This window comes from Ensifer sp. ENS03 (assembly GCF_014852035.1).
Classification (GTDB): domain Bacteria; phylum Pseudomonadota; class Alphaproteobacteria; order Rhizobiales; family Rhizobiaceae; genus Ensifer; species Ensifer adhaerens.
In genome coordinates this window covers 139,341-155,060 of the sequence record NZ_JACVAV010000004.1, presented here as the reverse complement: position 1 = coordinate 155,060, position 15,720 = coordinate 139,341, and the positions used below count along the sequence as shown (strand labels likewise).

Below are 15,720 nucleotides of genomic sequence, written 5' to 3'. Positions count from 1 at the left end.
GCGAAACGTGATGGGGCGAGGAAGGTTCCCACGAATTTTCGACAAAAGCACCGCAGGTCAGCCCACCTGCTCGGTGATCCACTCGCGAAACGCCAGGCTGATCGGGTTTTCGAGCTTGCCCTCGGGCACGGCGAGGTAATAGCTGTTTTCCGTCTGCATCGGCCGGTCGAGCACAATCTGCAGCGTGCCGGCGGCAATTTCCTGCTCGATCAGGTAGCGTGGCAAAAGAGCAAAGCCGAGCCCGGCGGTCGCCGCCTCGATCACCATGGAAAACTGATCGAAACGGTTGCCGCGATAAGCGCCGCGCCCGTCCATGTCGTTGGCCTCGAACCATTGCGCCCAGAGTTTTGGCCTTGTGGCGAGATGGAGCATCGGCCCCGTGACGATATCTTCAGGGGAGGCAACCGGATGGGTTGCCAGCATGGCGGGACTTGCGGCGGGCACGATGATCTCACTGCAGAGATAGCTGCAGGTGGCGCGCGCCCAGACCGGCTGCCCGTAATGGATAGCCAGATCGAAATTCTGCTCCTCGAAATCGAACGGCGCAGAGCGCGAGGCGATGTTGATCACCGTGTCCGGATGGCGCTTGAGGAAATCGGGGAGACGTGGCACCAGCCAGCGGCTGCCGAAAGTCGGCAATGACGCGATCGAGAGCGTTGAATCCGCCCGGGCAGACGCCATCGCCCGCACCATCAGTTCCTCGGTCTGGTTGAGCAGGCGGCGCACCTCCGGCAGAAACTTCTGCCCGGCATCCGACAGGATCACACGCTGGCGCACACGCTCGAACAGGAGCACCCCGAGCTGGTTTTCGAGATCCTTGATCTGGCGACTGACGGCGCTCTGCGTGAGGTTCAGTTCGGCTGCGGCCTGCGTGAAGCTGCCGTGTCGCGCGGCGCATTCGAACGCCTGCAGCGTCGTCACGTCGGGAACCAGTCTTCGGCTCAACTTCATTCCGCCCTCGCATCAACATAGTCAGAAGCAACGCGATCAATGGCCAGTTCGATCGGATATGATCCGAAATGAGAATGACCTTGTCCTTCACCCATAGCGCGAGGCGAGCCCCAGTGAAAGAGAATAGTTTCGTATCCGCCGACGACATCCGCTCGGCCTTTTCCGCAGCCATGTCGGTCATGTACCGCGAAGAGGTGCCGGCCTACGGCACGCTGATGGAGCTGGTCGCCAAGGTCAACGACGATACGCTCGCCGCCGACCCCAAACTGAAGGAGCGCCTCGACGCGACGGATTCGCTCGACCGCATCTCCGAGGAGCGCCACGGCGCGATTCGGCTCGGCACCCCCGCCGAACTCGCTATGATGCGCCGCGTCTTTGCCTTCATGGGCATGTACCCGGTCGGCTACTACGATCTCTCGACCGCTGGCGTTCCCGTGCATTCAACCGCCTTCCGCCCGGTCGGCGACGCCGCGTTGAAGCGTAATCCGTTCCGCGTCTTCACCTCGCTGCTCCGTCTCGACCTCATCGCCGATGAAGCGCTGCGTGCCGAAGCCGAAGTTATTCTGGCCGCGCGCCAGATCTTCACCGCCGGCGCCGTCGAACTCACGGAAAAGGCCGAGCGCGACGGCGGTCTCGACAAGGTGGATGCAGAGCGATTCGTCTCGGAAGTGCTCGAAACATTTCGTTGGCACGACAAGGCCAATGTCAGCCCCGACATGTACAAGCGCCTGCATGACGCCCATCGCCTGATCGCCGACGTCGTCTCCTTCAAAGGCCCCCACATCAACCACCTGACGCCGCGCACGCTCGACATCGACAAGGTGCAGGCGCTGATGCCGGCATACGCGATTGCCCCGAAGGCCGTCGTCGAGGGCCCGCCGACCCGCGAGTGCCCGATCCTGTTGCGCCAGACCTCGTTCAAGGCGCTCGAAGAGCCGGTTTCCTTCAAGGATGCCGACGGCACCTGGAAGGAAGGCTCGCACACCGCCCGCTTCGGCGAGATCGAACAGCGCGGCATCGCGCTGACACCCAAGGGCCGCGCGCTTTACGACGAACTGCTCGACGCCTCGCGCAAGATCGTCCGCCCGGCGGCCGACGGTTCCAACGCGCGCGAATACGAAGCGGCACTTGCCGGGGCTTTCGAGCCTTTCCCGGACACCTGGGCAGGCATCCGCGAAGCCGGGCTCGGCTACTTCAGCTATTCGCTGACGGAAAAAGGCCGCAAGGCCGGCGTCTCCGGCAAGCACGACATCGAAGCGTTGATCGCCGCTGGCCTCGTCCAGTTCGACGCGATCGTCTATGAAGACTTCCTGCCGGTCAGCGCCGCGGGCATCTTCCAGTCGAACCTCGGCGACGGGGCGCAGCAGGATTTCGTCGCCAGCCCGAACCAGAAGCGCTTCGAGGCCGATCTCGGTGCGACCGTGCTCAACGAGTTCGATCACTATGCCGGTATCGAGCAGGCTTCGATCGAAAGCTGCATTCAGGCCTTGACCGGCGCCATCGCTGCGGAATGATGCTTCCCTGATGATCGACCAACTGCACATCGACGCGCTCACCGACATCCTTGGAGACAAGGGTGTCGTCACGCGTCCGGAAGACCTGGAAGCCTACGAGACCGGCGCGCGCTATGATCGCGGCCGGACGCCGCTCGTGCTGCGGCCGGCGACGACCGAAGAGGTTTCCGCCGCTGTCGCCTATTGCGTCACCAACGGCATCGCGCTGATCCCGCAGTCCGGCAACACCGGCCTCGTCTCCGGCTCGACGCCGGATCAGTCGGGCGACGAAGCCATCCTCAGCCTCGACCGGCTGACAAAACGCTTCGAACTCGACCTCGACAACCGCTCGGTTCGGCTCGACGCCGGCTTCCGGCTGTCCGATCTCAACCGGCGGCTGGAAGAGCACGGCCTGTTCTTCCCGATCGATCTCGGCGCCGACCCGCGCATCGGCGGCATGATCGCCACAAATACCGGCGGCTCACGCTTCCTGAAATACGGCGACGTGCGCCGAAACACGCTCGGCCTCAAGGTGGTGCTGGCCGACGCGGACGGCACCGTGCTCGACCTGCAATGCGACTTGCGCAAGAACAACACCGGCGTTGACTGGAAGCAGATCTTCGTCGGCACCTCGGGCGCCTTCGGCATCGTCACCGAATGCGTGCTCAACCTCGAGCGCCTGCCGCAGCAGACGGCAACGGCACTGCTGGTTCCGGCGAGCGGCGCCCATGTGATGCCGCTGCTGCGCGCCATGGAAGAACGCCTCGGCGCCTACCTTTCGGCCTTCGAGGGCATGTCGAGCAATGCCGTCAAGGCAGCCTTTGCCCACGTGCCATCGCTGAAAAACCCGTTCCAGGCTGGCCAAGTCCCCGACTACGTCATTCTCGCCGAGATCAGCCGCACCTGGGCACCGCGCGAAGGCGAACAGTCGCTCGACGCCGTGCTGGAAACGGCGCTGGCCGAAATCTGGGAGATGGAGGAGGCACCGCTCGCCGACGCCTTCGTCGGTCCGCCGCACGAAATCTGGGCGCTACGCCACGCGCTGTCTGAGGGCGTCAAGCACCTGGGCAAGCTGATCGCCTTCGATGTCTCCTTCCGCCGGGGTGACATCATGGCCTTCTGCGACCATATGAAGGCCGAAATGCCCTCGAAATTCCCCGACGTGACCGTCTGCGATTTCGGCCATATCGGCGACGGCGGCGTGCACTTCAACCTCGTCGTGCCGAAGAACAGCGATCTTCTCAAGGACGAGACTTTCGAACCCCGGCTACGCGAATGGGTTTTCGCCGTCGCCGTCGAGGAATATCACGGCAGCTTCAGCGCGGAACATGCGATCGGCCGCCGCAATCAGGCCTATTACGACTTTTATACACCAGACAAACTCAAGGACATGGCCGCGGGCCTGAAGACGCTGACCTCGCCGGGAAAGCTCGGCAGTGTGCGTTTCGGATAGGCCAGAGCGGAATGAGGAAAGTGTGTGCGGTCTTCCGCCGACATTTCGCTCCAACGAATGATCTAAACCAATAAAACGGGAGTCAGACCATGAACATCGCAACCAAGAAAGTCGACGTGACCAAGGAAGCCGCAGCGCTTCTCGAAAAGATGGGCGTCGCCAAGGAACTCTACACCGGCGGCGACATGCCGTCCTATAGCCCGGTTACCGGCGAGAAGATCGCGGCCCTCAAGACGGTTTCGGCCGCTGAAGCCGCCGCCAAGATCGACCAGGCGCATGAAGCCTTCAAGGCCTGGCGCCTGGTTCCCGCCCCGAAGCGCGGCGAACTGATCCGCCTGCTCGGCGAAGAACTGCGCGCCTTCAAGGCCGACCTCGGCCGCCTGGTTTCGATCGAAGCCGGCAAGATCACCTCCGAAGGCCTCGGCGAAGTGCAGGAAATGATCGACATCTGCGATTTCGCAGTCGGCCTTTCCCGCCAGCTCTATGGCCTGACGATCGCCACCGAGCGTCCCGGCCACCGCATGATGGAAACCTGGCACCCGCTCGGCGTCGTCGGCGTCATCTCCGCCTTCAACTTCCCGGTCGCCGTCTGGTCGTGGAACACCGCACTGGCGCTCGTCTGCGGCAACTCCGTCGTCTGGAAGCCGTCGGAAAAGACCCCGCTCACGGCGCTTGCCTCGCAGGCGATCTTCGAGCGCGCGCTCGCCCGCTTTGGCGATGCGCCGGAAGGCCTGTCGCAGGTCCTGATCGGTGACCGCACCGTCGGTGAAGTTCTCGTCGACAACCCCAAGGTTCCGCTCGTATCGGCCACCGGCTCGACCCGCATGGGCCGCGACGTCGGTCCGCGCCTCGCCAAGCGCTTTGCCCGCGCCATCCTCGAGCTCGGCGGCAACAATGCCGGCATCGTCTGCCCGTCGGCCGATCTCGACATGGCGCTGCGCGCCATCGCCTTCGGCGCCATGGGCACCGCCGGCCAGCGTTGCACCACCATGCGCCGCCTGTTCGTGCATGAAAGCGTCTACGACCAGCTCGTTCCGCGCCTGAAGAAGGCCTACGGTTCGGTCTCTGTCGGTAACCCGCTCGAAACCACCGCCCTCGTCGGCCCGCTCGTCGACAAGGCTGCCTTCGACGGCATGCAGAAGGCAATCGCCGAAGCCAAGTCGCATGGCGGCACCGTCACTGGCGGCGAGCGCGTCGAGCTCGGTTATGACAACGGCTACTACGCCAAGCCCGCTCTCGTCGAAATGCCCAAGCAGGCCGGACCGGTTCTCGAAGAAACCTTCGCGCCGATCCTCTACGTCATGAAGTACAGCGACTTCGACGCCGTCGTTGCCGACCACAATGCGGTCGCAGCCGGCCTGTCGTCCTCGATCTTCACCCGCGACATGCAGGAATCCGAGCGCTTCCTCGCCGTCGATGGCTCGGATTGCGGTATCGCCAACGTCAACATCGGCACCTCGGGCGCCGAAATCGGTGGCGCCTTCGGCGGTGAGAAGGAAACCGGCGGCGGCCGCGAATCCGGTTCGGACTCGTGGAAGGCCTACATGCGCCGCGCCACCAACACGGTGAACTATTCGAAGGCCCTGCCGCTGGCGCAGGGCGTGTCGTTCGACATCGAATAATCGGCGCACCCAGGTAGGTAGAGACCATGACCATCAACGCAACGGTCAAGGAGGCGGGCTTTGAGCCCGCCTCGCGGATCTCCTCGATCGGGGTGTCCGAAATCCTGAAGATCGGCGCTCGCGCGCAAGCGATGAAGCGCGAAGGCAAGCCGGTCATCATCCTCGGTGCGGGCGAACCGGATTTCGACACGCCCGACTTCGTCAAGGACGCCGCCTGCGAGGCGATCAAGCGCGGTGACACCAAGTACACCGCCCTCGACGGCACGCCGGAACTGAAGAAGGCGATCCGCGAAAAGTTCCAGCGTGAAAACGGCCTTGCCTACGAGCAGGACGAGATCACGGTTTCGACCGGCGCCAAGCAGATCCTGTTCAACGCCATGATGGCGTCGATCAATCCGGGCGACGAGGTGGTCATCCCGACGCCCTACTGGACCTCCTATTCGGATATCGTCCAGATCTGCGAAGGCAAGCCGGTTCTGATCCCCTGCGACGCCTCCTCCGGCTTCCGGCTGACCGCCGACAAGCTCGAGGCCGCAATCACGCCGAAGACGCGCTGGGTGCTTTTGAACTCGCCTTCGAACCCGTCGGGTGCCGCCTACAGCGCGAGCGACTACCGGCCGCTGCTCGACGTGCTCCTCAAGCATCCGCATGTGTGGCTGCTGGTCGACGACATGTACGAGCACATCGTCTATGACGGCTTCCGCTTCGTCACCCCGGCCCAGCTCGAGCCCCGCCTCAAGGACCGCACGCTCACGGTCAACGGCGTCTCCAAGGCCTATGCCATGACCGGCTGGCGCATCGGCTATGCCGGCGGTCCGCGCGACCTGATCAAGGCGATGGCTGTTGTCCAGAGCCAGGCGACCTCCTGCCCCTCCTCCGTCAGCCAGGCCGCTTCGGTTGCCGCGCTGACTGGTCCGCAGGAGTTCCTGAAGGAACGGACCGCCAGCTTCCAGCGCCGCCGCGATCTCGTCGTTACCGGCCTCAATGCCATCGACGGCCTCGATTGCCGCGTCCCGGAAGGTGCCTTCTACACCTTCTCCGGCTGCGCCGGCATGCTCGGCAAGGTCACGCCCTCGGGCAAGGCAATCGCAACGGATACGGACTTCTGCGCCTACCTCCTCGACGACGCCCACGTCGCCGTTGTTCCGGGCTCGGCCTTCGGTCTCTCGCCGTTCTTCCGCATTTCCTATGCGACCTCGGAAGCGGAATTGAAGGAAGCGCTCAAACGCATCGCCGACGCCTGCGCTCGGCTTTCTTGACGAACTCCGGACGGCGCCTCGGCGCCGTCCGCTCCTAGAACGTCGGCGGCGTGCAGGCGCTGATCACTTCGCAAGGCACCGGCCCGACGCAGCGGAAACGATGCGGCCGCCGGCTTTCAAAATAATAGGCATCCCCCGGTCCCAGGATCCGCCGCTCATCGTCGACGGTGACCTCGATACGGCCCGACAATACGATGCCCCCTTCCTCGCCGTCATGCACCAGCGGCACTTTCCCGGTGTCGGCGCCCGGCTGATAGACCTCTTTCAGGATCTGCAGGCTGCGGCCGAAGAGGTTTTCGCCGATCTGGCGATACGAAATCGGCCCCTTGCCGATCTCGACCAGTTCCTCCGCCGCATAGAACGCCTTGCGCGGTCGTTCCGGCTCGAAGGAGAAGAATTCCGCAAGCCCGATTGGAATGCCGTCGAGAATACGCTTCAGCGCACCGACGGAAGGATTGGAGGCGTTCGACTCGATCAGCGAGATCGTCGAATTGGTGACGCCGGCGCGCTTGGCCAGTTCGCGCTGCGACAGATTGTGCATCAGGCGGAGATGACGAAGCCGGCTTCCGATATCGACGGTCATATGATCCGAACCCTTGGTGTTCAGGTTGTTCGAAATAGCGCAAACACGCTACAACGGTACAATAAATTTCAATGACTTAACTGACAGCAGAAAAGGACTTGTTTGGCAAATCAAATCATGGCGTCAATCGCCGAACTCAGGAGGATGCCATGAACCAGCACACCAAACCCAACGCCCCCGTTCTCGACAGCTATTGGATGCCGTTTACCGCCAACCGGCAGTTCAAGCAGGCTCCGCGCCTGCTCGCGTCCGCCGAAGGGATGCACTACACCAGCGCCGATGGCCGCACGATCCTCGACGGTACCGCCGGACTCTGGTGTGTGAACGCCGGCCATGGCCGCCGTCAGATCGCCTCGGCCGTCGAGCGCCAGCTGTCGACCATGGATTTCGCCCCGTCGTTCCAGATGGGCCATCCGATTGCCTTCGATTTTGCCGAGCGCCTCGCCGAAATCGCGCCGGGTCCGGAAGGCCAGAAGCTCGACCGCGTCTTCTTCACCGGTTCGGGTTCTGAATCGGTCGACACGGCCCTGAAGATGGCGATCGCCTATCAGCGCGCGATCGGCCAGGGCACCCGCACGCGCCTGATCGGCCGAGAACGCGGCTATCACGGTGTCGGCTTCGGCGGCATTTCGGTCGGTGGCATCCTCAACAACCGCCGCGTCTTCCCGCAGCTTCCTGGCTCCGACCACCTGCGCCACACGCATGACCCCGCGAAGAACGCCTTCGTCAAGGGCCAGCCGGAACACGGCGCCGAGCTTGCCGACGATCTCGAGCGGCTGGTGGCGCTGCATGGCGCCGAAACCATCGCCGCCTGCATCGTCGAGCCGGTCGCCGGCTCAACCGGCGTGCTGATCCCGCCGAAGGGATATCTTGAGCGTCTGCGCGCCATCTGCGACAAGCACGGCATCCTGTTGATCTTCGACGAAGTCATCACCGGCTTCGGCCGCCTCGGCGCCGCCTTTGCCACCGACTTCTTCGGTGTAACCCCGGATATGGTGACGGCGGCCAAGGGTCTCACCAACGGTGCGATCCCGATGGGCGCGGTCTTTGCCAGCCGCAAGGTGCATGACGCGCTGATGCATGGGCCCGAAAACGCGATCGAGCTCTTCCACGGCTACACCTATTCCGGCCATCCGGCCGCCTGCGCTGCCGGTATCGCCACGCTCGACATCTACCGCGACGAGGGCCTCATGACCCGCGCCGTCGAGCTGCAGGACGCCTGGCACGACGCCATGCACTCGCTGAAGGGCCTGCCTTATGTCATCGACATCCGCACGATCGGCCTGATCGCCGGCATCGAGTTGCAGTCGCGCGACGGCGCAATCGGCGCCCGCGCCTACGACGTCTTCGTCGATTGCTTCGAGAAGGGCCTGCTGATCCGCGTCACCGGCGACATCATAGCCTTCTCGCCGCCGCTGATCGCCGAAGAGAAACATTTTGGCGAGATCGTCTCGATCCTCGGCGATGCGCTGAAGCGCGCCAAGTAAGCCCAAGCGACGCACGACAAGGCAACGCCGCCGCCGAAGATCTCGGCGGCGGCGTCTGCATTTCGATTGCACACCTGAATCCGGCTAACGTCTCTACGCGCGAGGCGCGTCCTAACGAATCAACAGCGCCCGGAAATCGTTGACGTTGGTTCCGGTCGGTCCGGGCACGAAGAGATCGCCGCTCACGTCAAAGGCCGACCAGGCGTCGTGCCGGGTAAGATGTAGGCGTGGATCGATGCCAGCCGCCCGCATGCGGGCAATGCTCTGCCCATTTGCAAAGGCACCGGCATTGTCTTCGGAGCCGTCGATGCCGTCCGTATCGGCGGCAAGCGCATCGATCCCCGACACGCCGTCGATATCGAGCGCCAGCGACAACAGGAACTCGCTGTTGCGCCCGCCCTTGCCGTGGTCCTTGCCCGCAATCGTCACCGTCGTCTCACCACTGGAAAGCAGTACGACCGGCTTGCCGAACGGCCGGTCTCTCAGCGCCACTTCGCGGGCAAGCGCTGCATGCATGCGACCGATATCGCGCGCTTCACCCTCGATCGCGTCCGAGAGTATATGCGCCTCGATGCCGAGTTCGCGCGCCTTGGCCGCCGCCGCTTCGAGCGAAACGCTTGCCGAAGCAACGACGTGACACTCATGCGCGGCAAACCGCGGATTGTCCGGATCGGGCGCTGCAGCGGCCTCCGAGCGCAGATGCGTCACCACTTGGTCGGGAAGTTCCATGCGATAGCGGGCAACGATCTCCAGCGCCTCGGCCGCCATGCTGCGATCCGGAACGGTCGGCCCCGAAGCGACGAAGGCCGGGTTGTCGCCGGGTACGTCCGAAACGACCAGACTAACGACACGCGCCGGAAAGGCGGCTGCAGCGAGCCGCCCGCCCTTTATCCGCGACACGTGCTTGCGAACGACGTTCATAGCCGAGATCGGCGCGCCGGAGGCAAGCAGCGCCTTGTTGACGGCGATCTCGTCGGCGAGCGTCAAACCCTCAGGCGGCGCCGGGAGCAGGGCCGAGCCGCCACCGGAAATCAGCGCGATGACCAGATCGTCCGCCGTCAAACCGGCCACGGCCTTCAGCAAGGCATCCGAGGCAGCAAGCCCCGCCTCATCCGGCACCGGATGAGCCGACTGCAGCACAGTGATCGTCTCACACTGTTCGATCGGTCCATGACGGGCGACGACCGTTCCGGAGAAGGGATGCTTCCAGAGCTTCTCGAAGGCGGCGGCCATCTGGCTTGCCGCCTTTCCCGCGCCGACGACCACCGTCCGCCCTTTCGGCGGGGCGGGCAGATGCGCCTTGATCGCCTCATAGGGATCGGCGGCTCGAACGGCCGCCTCGAAGAGCTCTGTCAGGAAGGGGCGCGCTGCGATCATCGCTGCCACTCAGCCGGCGATTTCGAGATCGTAGACGAGGATGCCGGCAATACCGCCCTCGGCCGCAGCAACGATCTTGGCGCCGGTCTTGCGGTGCTCCTCGTCTTCCAGATAGGCATCGCGCGCCGCCGCGTCAGTGAAGTCGACGATGAAGCCTTCGGCAAAGCCCTTGTCCATGCCCACTTCCGGGCTGACATTGGCGCCGATATGGGCGGCAAGAAATCCCTGTAGCCGGGCCTTCAGCGCGGCAATCTCCCCGAAGATCACCGCCTTCTCCTCGCTGGAGATTTCGGGGCGGAAGCGAATGAAGACACAATGGCGGATCATGGGGACCTCAACGGATATCGGCGCGGGCGCGCGGGCGGCTGTCGTTACGTTCGTGGGCGAAGATCGCCGGCGGCAGGGGCTGGCGCTCGCGGATGATGTCGGCGCCCTTCTCCCCCATCATGATCGTCGGCCCGTTGGTGTTGCAAGAGGGAACGCGCGGCATCACCGAGCTGTCGCAGACGCGCAGGCCTTCAAGGCCACGCACCTTGAGATCGAGCCCGACCACCGCCATCGCGTCCGTGCCCATCTTGCAGGTGCCGACGGGGTGATGGTCGGTCTTGGCGTTGGCGCAGCCGTAGTCGAAGAACTGCTCATCGCTGACGACCGAATTGCCCGGCAGGCGCTCCGCCAGCACGAAGGGCTTGAGCGCCGCCTGCTGCATGATCTCGCGGGCGATCTTCAGGCCTTCGATGGACATCCTGCGATCATGCGGATCCTCCCAGTAGTTGGGATCGATCAGCGGCGCTGCCGCCGGATCGGAGGAGGAAAGCCGCACCGTTCCGCGCGAGCGCGGATGCAGATAGGCGGAGTTCAGCGTTACGCCGGCATTCTTCAGCTTTTCGACGCCCGCCTCGATGCCCGAGCCGAGACCAAGATGGAACTGGATATCGGGCGAGCGGGCGTTCGGATCCGCGTACCAGAAGCCACCGGTCTCAAACAGCGACGACGCCACCGGGCCCGAGCGGAAGAGTACATATTGCAGGCCAGCCCATAGCGTACGATGGAGTTTTGCGACGCCGTCATAGGTGTGGTCGCCGGTGCATTCGGAAATGACAAAGAGATCGAGGTGATCCTGCAGGTTGCCGCCGACACCCGGTAGGTCATGTTTTACCGCGACACCCACCGATTTCAGGTGATCGGCAGGCCCAATGCCGGACTGCAACAAGAGCTTGGGCGAACCGATGGCGCCGGAGGAAACGAGCACTTCCCGCTCCGCCCGGATGATCTCGCTGCCCTTGGCCGTGACGACTTCGACGCCGACGGCACGTGTACCCTCAAGCACGATCCGCGCCACGCGCGCGCCGGTGCGAACCGTCAGATTGCGGCGATCCTTGATCGGCGAAAGATAGGCAAGCGATGCGCTCGAGCGGCGGCGATTGCGCTGGGTGAGCTGATAGAAGCCGACGCCCGCCTGCTGGCGACCGTTGAAATCGTGATTGTAGGGAATGCCGAGCTCCTGACCGGCGCGGATATAGGCGTCGCAGATCGGCAGCGCCGCCGTAGGCATCGAGACACCGAGCGGGCCGCCATAGGCGTGATAGTCGTCGGCAAAGCGCTGGTTGTCTTCTGAGCGCTTGAAATAGGGAAGCACGCTGCGATAGTCCCAGCCGGTGCAGCCGTCTTCGGACGCCCAGAGGTCGTAGTCGGCGGCGTTGCCGCGGGTATAGAGCTGGGCATTGATCGACGAGCCACCACCGATGACCTTGGCCTGGGTATAGCGTAGCACCCTGCCCTTCATGTGCTTCTGCGGCACGGTCTCCCAGCCCCAGCTGGCAACGCCCTTGGTCATCTTGGCAAAACCGGCCGGCATATGAAACAGCGGATTCCAGTCGCCGCCACCGGCCTCCAGCAAAAGGACACGGAGCGATGGATCCTCGGAGAGGCGATTGGCGAGAACGCAGCCGGCCGGGCCGGCGCCGGTGATGATGTAGTCGTAGCTCATTCCCTGTCTTCCCTCCGCCGTCACCAATTTGGAACGTTCCAAATTTTCGACGTGTTCAATTCAAATCCTGCCCGCTTGCGAGCCTCAATAATCCTGCGCGTTTCCTAGAGACGGCCGATCGAAAGCCCGCCATCCGCCTGGATGACCGAGCCGGTGGCAAAGGCGAATTTGCCGCCGGCAAGCCCAGCCGCGATATTGCCGATGTCATCGGGCTCGCCCCAGCGCCGCATCGGCACCAACCCGCCGTCAATCAAGCCATCGTATTTCGCCGAGACGCCGGCGGTCATGTCGGAGCGGATGATACCCGGCCGGATCTCGAAAACCGAAATGCCGGTATTGGCAAGCCTGAGCGCCAGCCCCTGGCTGAAGGCGGCAAGGCCGGCCTTGGTCATGCAATAGTCGAGCCGCTCGGGCGACGTCATCGTTGCCGAAACCGAGGTGATGTTGATGATCGACCGCGGTGCTACATCAGCCGGATCCGTCAGCATCGAGACGAGCACGGCCTGGGTGAAGAACACCGTTCCCCGCAGGTTGGTGGCGACGATCGTGTCGAAATTCTCCGGCAGCAGATCGAGGAAATCACCCCGCATCACCGAGGCGATGCCGGCATTGTTGACGAGGCAGCGGATCGGACCGAGCTCGGCGCGAACACGCTCGACAGTCGCCGCATGGCCGCTGATATCGGCAAGGTTCGCTTCGATGTAGATCGCCCGGCCGTGGTCGCCGGAAAGTTCCGACAGCGTCTGGGCGGTCGTCGCGTCCGCCGCACCGAGGCCGGTGAGCGCAATATCGAAGCCCTCGCGGGCGAGCGCACGGGCGACGCCGAGACCGATGCCGCGGCGGCCGCCGGTGACGATGGCGACGGGGCGCGTCGATGACGTCATGATCGAAACTCCCTAGTGGCGATATGGTGGGCGACCCTGAGCGCCTGGGCGGCAACAGTCAGCGCCGGATTGACGGCCGCCGATGTCGGCAGGAAGCTCGCGTCGACGACGAAGAGGTTTGGGTGGTCGAAGGCGCGGCAGTAGGTGTCGAGCGGCGCATGCTTCGGGTCTTTGCCCATCCGCACCGTGCCGCACTGGTGTGACGGCGTGCGTTTGTCGAAAGCCTGGGACAGCACGATCGGATAACCGGCTGCCTTGAAATGCGCGCGCATCTTCGCTTCGAGCCCGGACAGCGCCTCCATGTTCGAGCGTCGCCACTGCATGATGATGCCGTTGCCGTCGACCATGATGCGGCTTTCCGGGTTCGGCAGGTCCTCCGTCATCATGTACCAGTCGACCGCATGGCCGGCCATGAAATCGAAGGCAAACCGCGGCGCCCAGAGGGGCGCATTGGCCTTGAGGATGTCGCCGTTGATCTTACCGAGCAGCTGGACGTTGCCGAGCGGCAGGCCATCCCTGCCGCCGGTGAGGTAATAGTCGTTCAGCATCAGCGTCTTCTGGTAGATGCTGTCGTTGCGCTTGAACGGGTTGATTGCCAGCATGGCGCTGCAATTGTGGTTCATGAAGTTGCGGCCGACCTGGTCGGAGGCGTTGGCGAGCCCCTTGCCGTCGCCGGAGCGCAAGAGGATGGCGGCCGAATTGATCGCGCCCGCCGACAGGATTACCAGCTTCGGCGACAGCTTCTTCTTCTCGCCCCTGTGGGTGTAGTGGATCGCCTCGATCCGGCCGCCGGGTCCCGCCTCCAGCGTGTCGACATGCGCCGAGGTGATGAGCTCGATATTGGGATCCTTCAGTGCGGAAGCGAGCGATGCGGTTTCAGCGTCCATCTTGCCGTTGCCGGTGTTCGGAAACCCGTCCCAGGGCGTGCGCCCCCCGGCAAGCCAGGCGTCGATGTCGACGCCGAGCGGCAGCGTTGCCGGATTGAGCCCCTGCGCCTTCAGCTCTGCACGGGCCCGCGCAATCGCCGGCTCGTCCGGCACCGGGCCGAAAGTGTAAGGCGAGCTGTGGAACGGCTCCGTCGGGTCGTCGCCCAATTCGCCGCGCACCTCGAACAGCTGCTCGGCCTTGCCGTACCAGGGCTCCAGCTCCTCGTAAGGGAAAGGCCACGCCGGCGAAACGCCGCCGAGATGCTGCATCTCGGTGAAATCTTCGGCCCGGTAGCGCAGGAGCACCGCACCGAAGAGCTTGGAATTGCCGCCGACGAAGTAGAAGTTTCCGGGGTTGAACTCGGTGCCGTCGGGTTCGCGCCACATCTCCCTCGGGCGGAAGTGACCCTTGACGAAGATCGAGCTGTAGCTGCGCGCCTCCGGCGTATCGGGCAGGCGGTCGCCACGCTCGAGGATGGCGATGCGGGCGCCGGAGCCGGCAAGCCCCGCCGCAAGCGTGGAGCCGCCGATCCCCGACCCGATAATGACGATGTCCGGCTGCTCCTGCATCGTTGGTTACGCGATCCGCTGCTGGCTCTGCGGATCGAAGAACACCGCCTTGTCGAGATTGAAGGCAAGGCGCGAGGTCTGCCCGGGCGCGATGCGGGCGTCAGCTCTCAGCCGGGCAACGATCTCCTTGCCGCCGAGACGGGTGACCGCAAAGGTATCGGAGCCGGCCGGCTCGACCACCTCGATCAGGCACTCGCCCTCGGCGACCACCTTGGCATTGCGGTCGGCGCCATCAGGATCGGTCAGCGCTTCCGGACGGATGCCGAAGACGACGTCCTTGCCGGCATAGGCAGACAGTGCGCCGTTGGCCTGAGGCACCGCAAGCTTCAGCGGTTCGGCATTCGGACGCGTCAGCGTGACCGCGATGTCGGAGCCGCTCTTTTCGATCCGCGCCGTCAGCAGGTTCATCGCCGGCGATCCCATGAAGTCGGCGACGAACATGTTGGCCGGGTTGTTGTAGATCTCGGCCGGCGTCCCGAACTGCTGCAGCACGCCGTCCTTCAGCACCGCGATCTTGGTCGCCAGCGTCATCGCCTCGATCTGGTCGTGGGTCACGTAGACGATCGTCGTCTTCATGCGGTTGTGCAGCCGCTTGATTTCGGTGCGCATGTCGACGCGCAGCTTTGCGTCGAGGTTGGAGAGCGGCTCGTCGAACAGGAAAACCTGCGGGTTGCGCACCAGCGCCCGGCCCATGGCGACGCGCTGGCGCTGGCCGCCCGAGAGCTGGCTCGGCTTGCGATCGAGCAGATGGCCGATCTGCAGCATTTCCGAGACCTGCTTGATCGCCTTTTCGCGCTCCTCCTTCGGCACGCCGCGGATTTCCATGCCGAAGGCAATGTTTCCGGCGACCGTCATGTTCGGGTAGAGCGCGTAGGACTGGAACACCATGGCGATGTCGCGCTTCGAGGGATGCAGATCGGCAACCGAGCGGCCGTTGATGGCGATCTCGCCCGATGTGATCGGCTCAAGCCCGGCGATCGTGTTGAGCAGCGTGGACTTGCCGCAGCCTGAGGGGCCGACGAGCACCAGGAAGCCGCCTTCTTCGATCTCCAGGTTGATATCCTTCAGGATCTCGAGCGAGCCGTAGGATTTGCGCAGGTTGCTGATTTTCAAGAAAGACATGAG

Annotated in this window: 13 protein-coding genes; 5 read left to right on the top strand and 8 right to left on the bottom strand. The window is 64.1% G+C overall.

What is annotated here, in order from left to right; genetic code table 11:
• Positions 1–57: 57 nt before the first annotated feature.
• Positions 58–951 carry a LysR family transcriptional regulator gene (locus IB263_RS17100; RefSeq protein WP_034802979.1) on the bottom strand — a complete coding sequence of 298 codons (894 nt, stop codon included), beginning with the start codon at positions 949–951 and terminating at the stop codon, positions 58–60.
• 113 nt (positions 952–1,064) lie between these two features.
• Here IB263_RS17100 and IB263_RS17095 point away from each other — a divergent pair, with 113 nt between their 5' ends.
• The 4 genes from IB263_RS17095 (at position 1,065) to IB263_RS17080 (ending at position 6,778) form a co-directional block, all read left to right on the top strand.
• The gene (locus tag IB263_RS17095; protein WP_192438749.1) at positions 1,065–2,465 is read left to right on the top strand and encodes a VOC family protein; all 1,401 of its coding nucleotides are present in this window, start codon (positions 1,065–1,067) and stop codon (positions 2,463–2,465) included.
• Between the two features lie 10 nt (positions 2,466–2,475).
• On the top strand, positions 2,476–3,897 hold the full coding sequence (locus IB263_RS17090; protein ID WP_192438748.1) for an FAD-binding oxidoreductase: 1,422 nt from the start codon (positions 2,476–2,478) through the stop codon (positions 3,895–3,897).
• An 89-nt stretch (positions 3,898–3,986) separates the two neighbouring features.
• Positions 3,987–5,519 (top strand): aldehyde dehydrogenase family protein, encoded by a 1,533-nt coding sequence (locus tag IB263_RS17085; RefSeq protein ID WP_034802987.1) that lies wholly within the window; start codon positions 3,987–3,989, stop codon positions 5,517–5,519.
• 26 nt (positions 5,520–5,545) lie between these two features.
• A complete protein-coding gene (locus tag IB263_RS17080; RefSeq protein ID WP_034802990.1) occupies positions 5,546–6,778 on the top strand; it encodes a pyridoxal phosphate-dependent aminotransferase in 1,233 nt (410 codons plus the stop codon).
• A gap of 34 nt (positions 6,779–6,812) precedes the next feature.
• On the opposite strand, the gene IB263_RS17075 is transcribed toward IB263_RS17080, so the two are convergent.
• On the bottom strand, positions 6,813–7,361 hold the full coding sequence (locus tag IB263_RS17075) for a cupin domain-containing protein (protein WP_034802993.1): 549 nt from the start codon (positions 7,359–7,361) through the stop codon (positions 6,813–6,815).
• A 149-nt stretch (positions 7,362–7,510) separates the two neighbouring features.
• Between IB263_RS17075 and IB263_RS17070 the strand changes: the two genes are divergently transcribed.
• On the top strand, positions 7,511–8,848 hold the full coding sequence (locus IB263_RS17070) for an aspartate aminotransferase family protein (RefSeq protein WP_090295207.1): 1,338 nt from the start codon (positions 7,511–7,513) through the stop codon (positions 8,846–8,848).
• A gap of 111 nt (positions 8,849–8,959) precedes the next feature.
• On the opposite strand, the gene IB263_RS17065 is transcribed toward IB263_RS17070, so the two are convergent.
• The 6 genes from IB263_RS17065 to IB263_RS17040 form a co-directional block, all read right to left on the bottom strand.
• Positions 8,960–10,225: a glycerate kinase gene (locus IB263_RS17065; RefSeq protein WP_192438747.1), complete on the bottom strand. Its 1,266-nt coding sequence runs from the start codon at positions 10,223–10,225 to the stop codon at positions 8,960–8,962.
• A 9-nt stretch (positions 10,226–10,234) separates the two neighbouring features.
• Positions 10,235–10,552 (bottom strand): Dabb family protein, encoded by a 318-nt coding sequence (locus IB263_RS17060; RefSeq protein ID WP_090295206.1) that lies wholly within the window; start codon positions 10,550–10,552, stop codon positions 10,235–10,237.
• 7 nt (positions 10,553–10,559) lie between these two features.
• Positions 10,560–12,215 (bottom strand): GMC family oxidoreductase, encoded by a 1,656-nt coding sequence (locus IB263_RS17055; protein WP_192438746.1) that lies wholly within the window; start codon positions 12,213–12,215, stop codon positions 10,560–10,562.
• 104 nt (positions 12,216–12,319) lie between these two features.
• Positions 12,320–13,099 carry a 3-ketoacyl-ACP reductase gene (locus tag IB263_RS17050; RefSeq protein ID WP_034803008.1) on the bottom strand — a complete coding sequence of 260 codons (780 nt, stop codon included), beginning with the start codon at positions 13,097–13,099 and terminating at the stop codon, positions 12,320–12,322.
• Positions 13,096–14,595, bottom strand: coding sequence for an FAD-dependent oxidoreductase (locus IB263_RS17045; protein WP_192438745.1), 1,500 nt, complete (start codon positions 14,593–14,595; stop codon positions 13,096–13,098). Before IB263_RS17045 ends, IB263_RS17050 begins: the two co-directional genes overlap by 4 nt.
• 6 nt (positions 14,596–14,601) lie before the next feature.
• Positions 14,602–15,717 carry an ABC transporter ATP-binding protein gene (locus tag IB263_RS17040; protein ID WP_034803014.1) on the bottom strand — a complete coding sequence of 372 codons (1,116 nt, stop codon included), beginning with the start codon at positions 15,715–15,717 and terminating at the stop codon, positions 14,602–14,604.
• Positions 15,718–15,720 lie beyond the last annotated feature (3 nt).

Coding starts and splice junctions, on each gene's coding strand:
- IB263_RS17080 (WP_034802990.1), top strand. CDS start 5,546: ATGACCATCAACGCAACGGTCAAGGAGGCGGGCTTTGAGCCCGCCTCG.
- IB263_RS17070 (WP_090295207.1), top strand. CDS start 7,511: ATGAACCAGCACACCAAACCCAACGCCCCCGTTCTCGACAGCTATTGG.
- IB263_RS17050 (WP_034803008.1), bottom strand. CDS start 13,099: ATGACGTCATCGACGCGCCCCGTCGCCATCGTCACCGGCGGCCGCCGC.
- IB263_RS17090 (WP_192438748.1), top strand. CDS start 2,476: ATGATCGACCAACTGCACATCGACGCGCTCACCGACATCCTTGGAGAC.
- IB263_RS17065 (WP_192438747.1), bottom strand. CDS start 10,225: ATGATCGCAGCGCGCCCCTTCCTGACAGAGCTCTTCGAGGCGGCCGTT.
- IB263_RS17085 (WP_034802987.1), top strand. CDS start 3,987: ATGAACATCGCAACCAAGAAAGTCGACGTGACCAAGGAAGCCGCAGCG.
- IB263_RS17055 (WP_192438746.1), bottom strand. CDS start 12,215: ATGAGCTACGACTACATCATCACCGGCGCCGGCCCGGCCGGCTGCGTT.
- IB263_RS17040 (WP_034803014.1), bottom strand. CDS start 15,717: ATGTCTTTCTTGAAAATCAGCAACCTGCGCAAATCCTACGGCTCGCTC.
- IB263_RS17100 (WP_034802979.1), bottom strand. CDS start 951: ATGAAGTTGAGCCGAAGACTGGTTCCCGACGTGACGACGCTGCAGGCG.
- IB263_RS17045 (WP_192438745.1), bottom strand. CDS start 14,595: ATGCAGGAGCAGCCGGACATCGTCATTATCGGGTCGGGGATCGGCGGC.
- IB263_RS17075 (WP_034802993.1), bottom strand. CDS start 7,361: ATGACCGTCGATATCGGAAGCCGGCTTCGTCATCTCCGCCTGATGCAC.
- IB263_RS17060 (WP_090295206.1), bottom strand. CDS start 10,552: ATGATCCGCCATTGTGTCTTCATTCGCTTCCGCCCCGAAATCTCCAGC.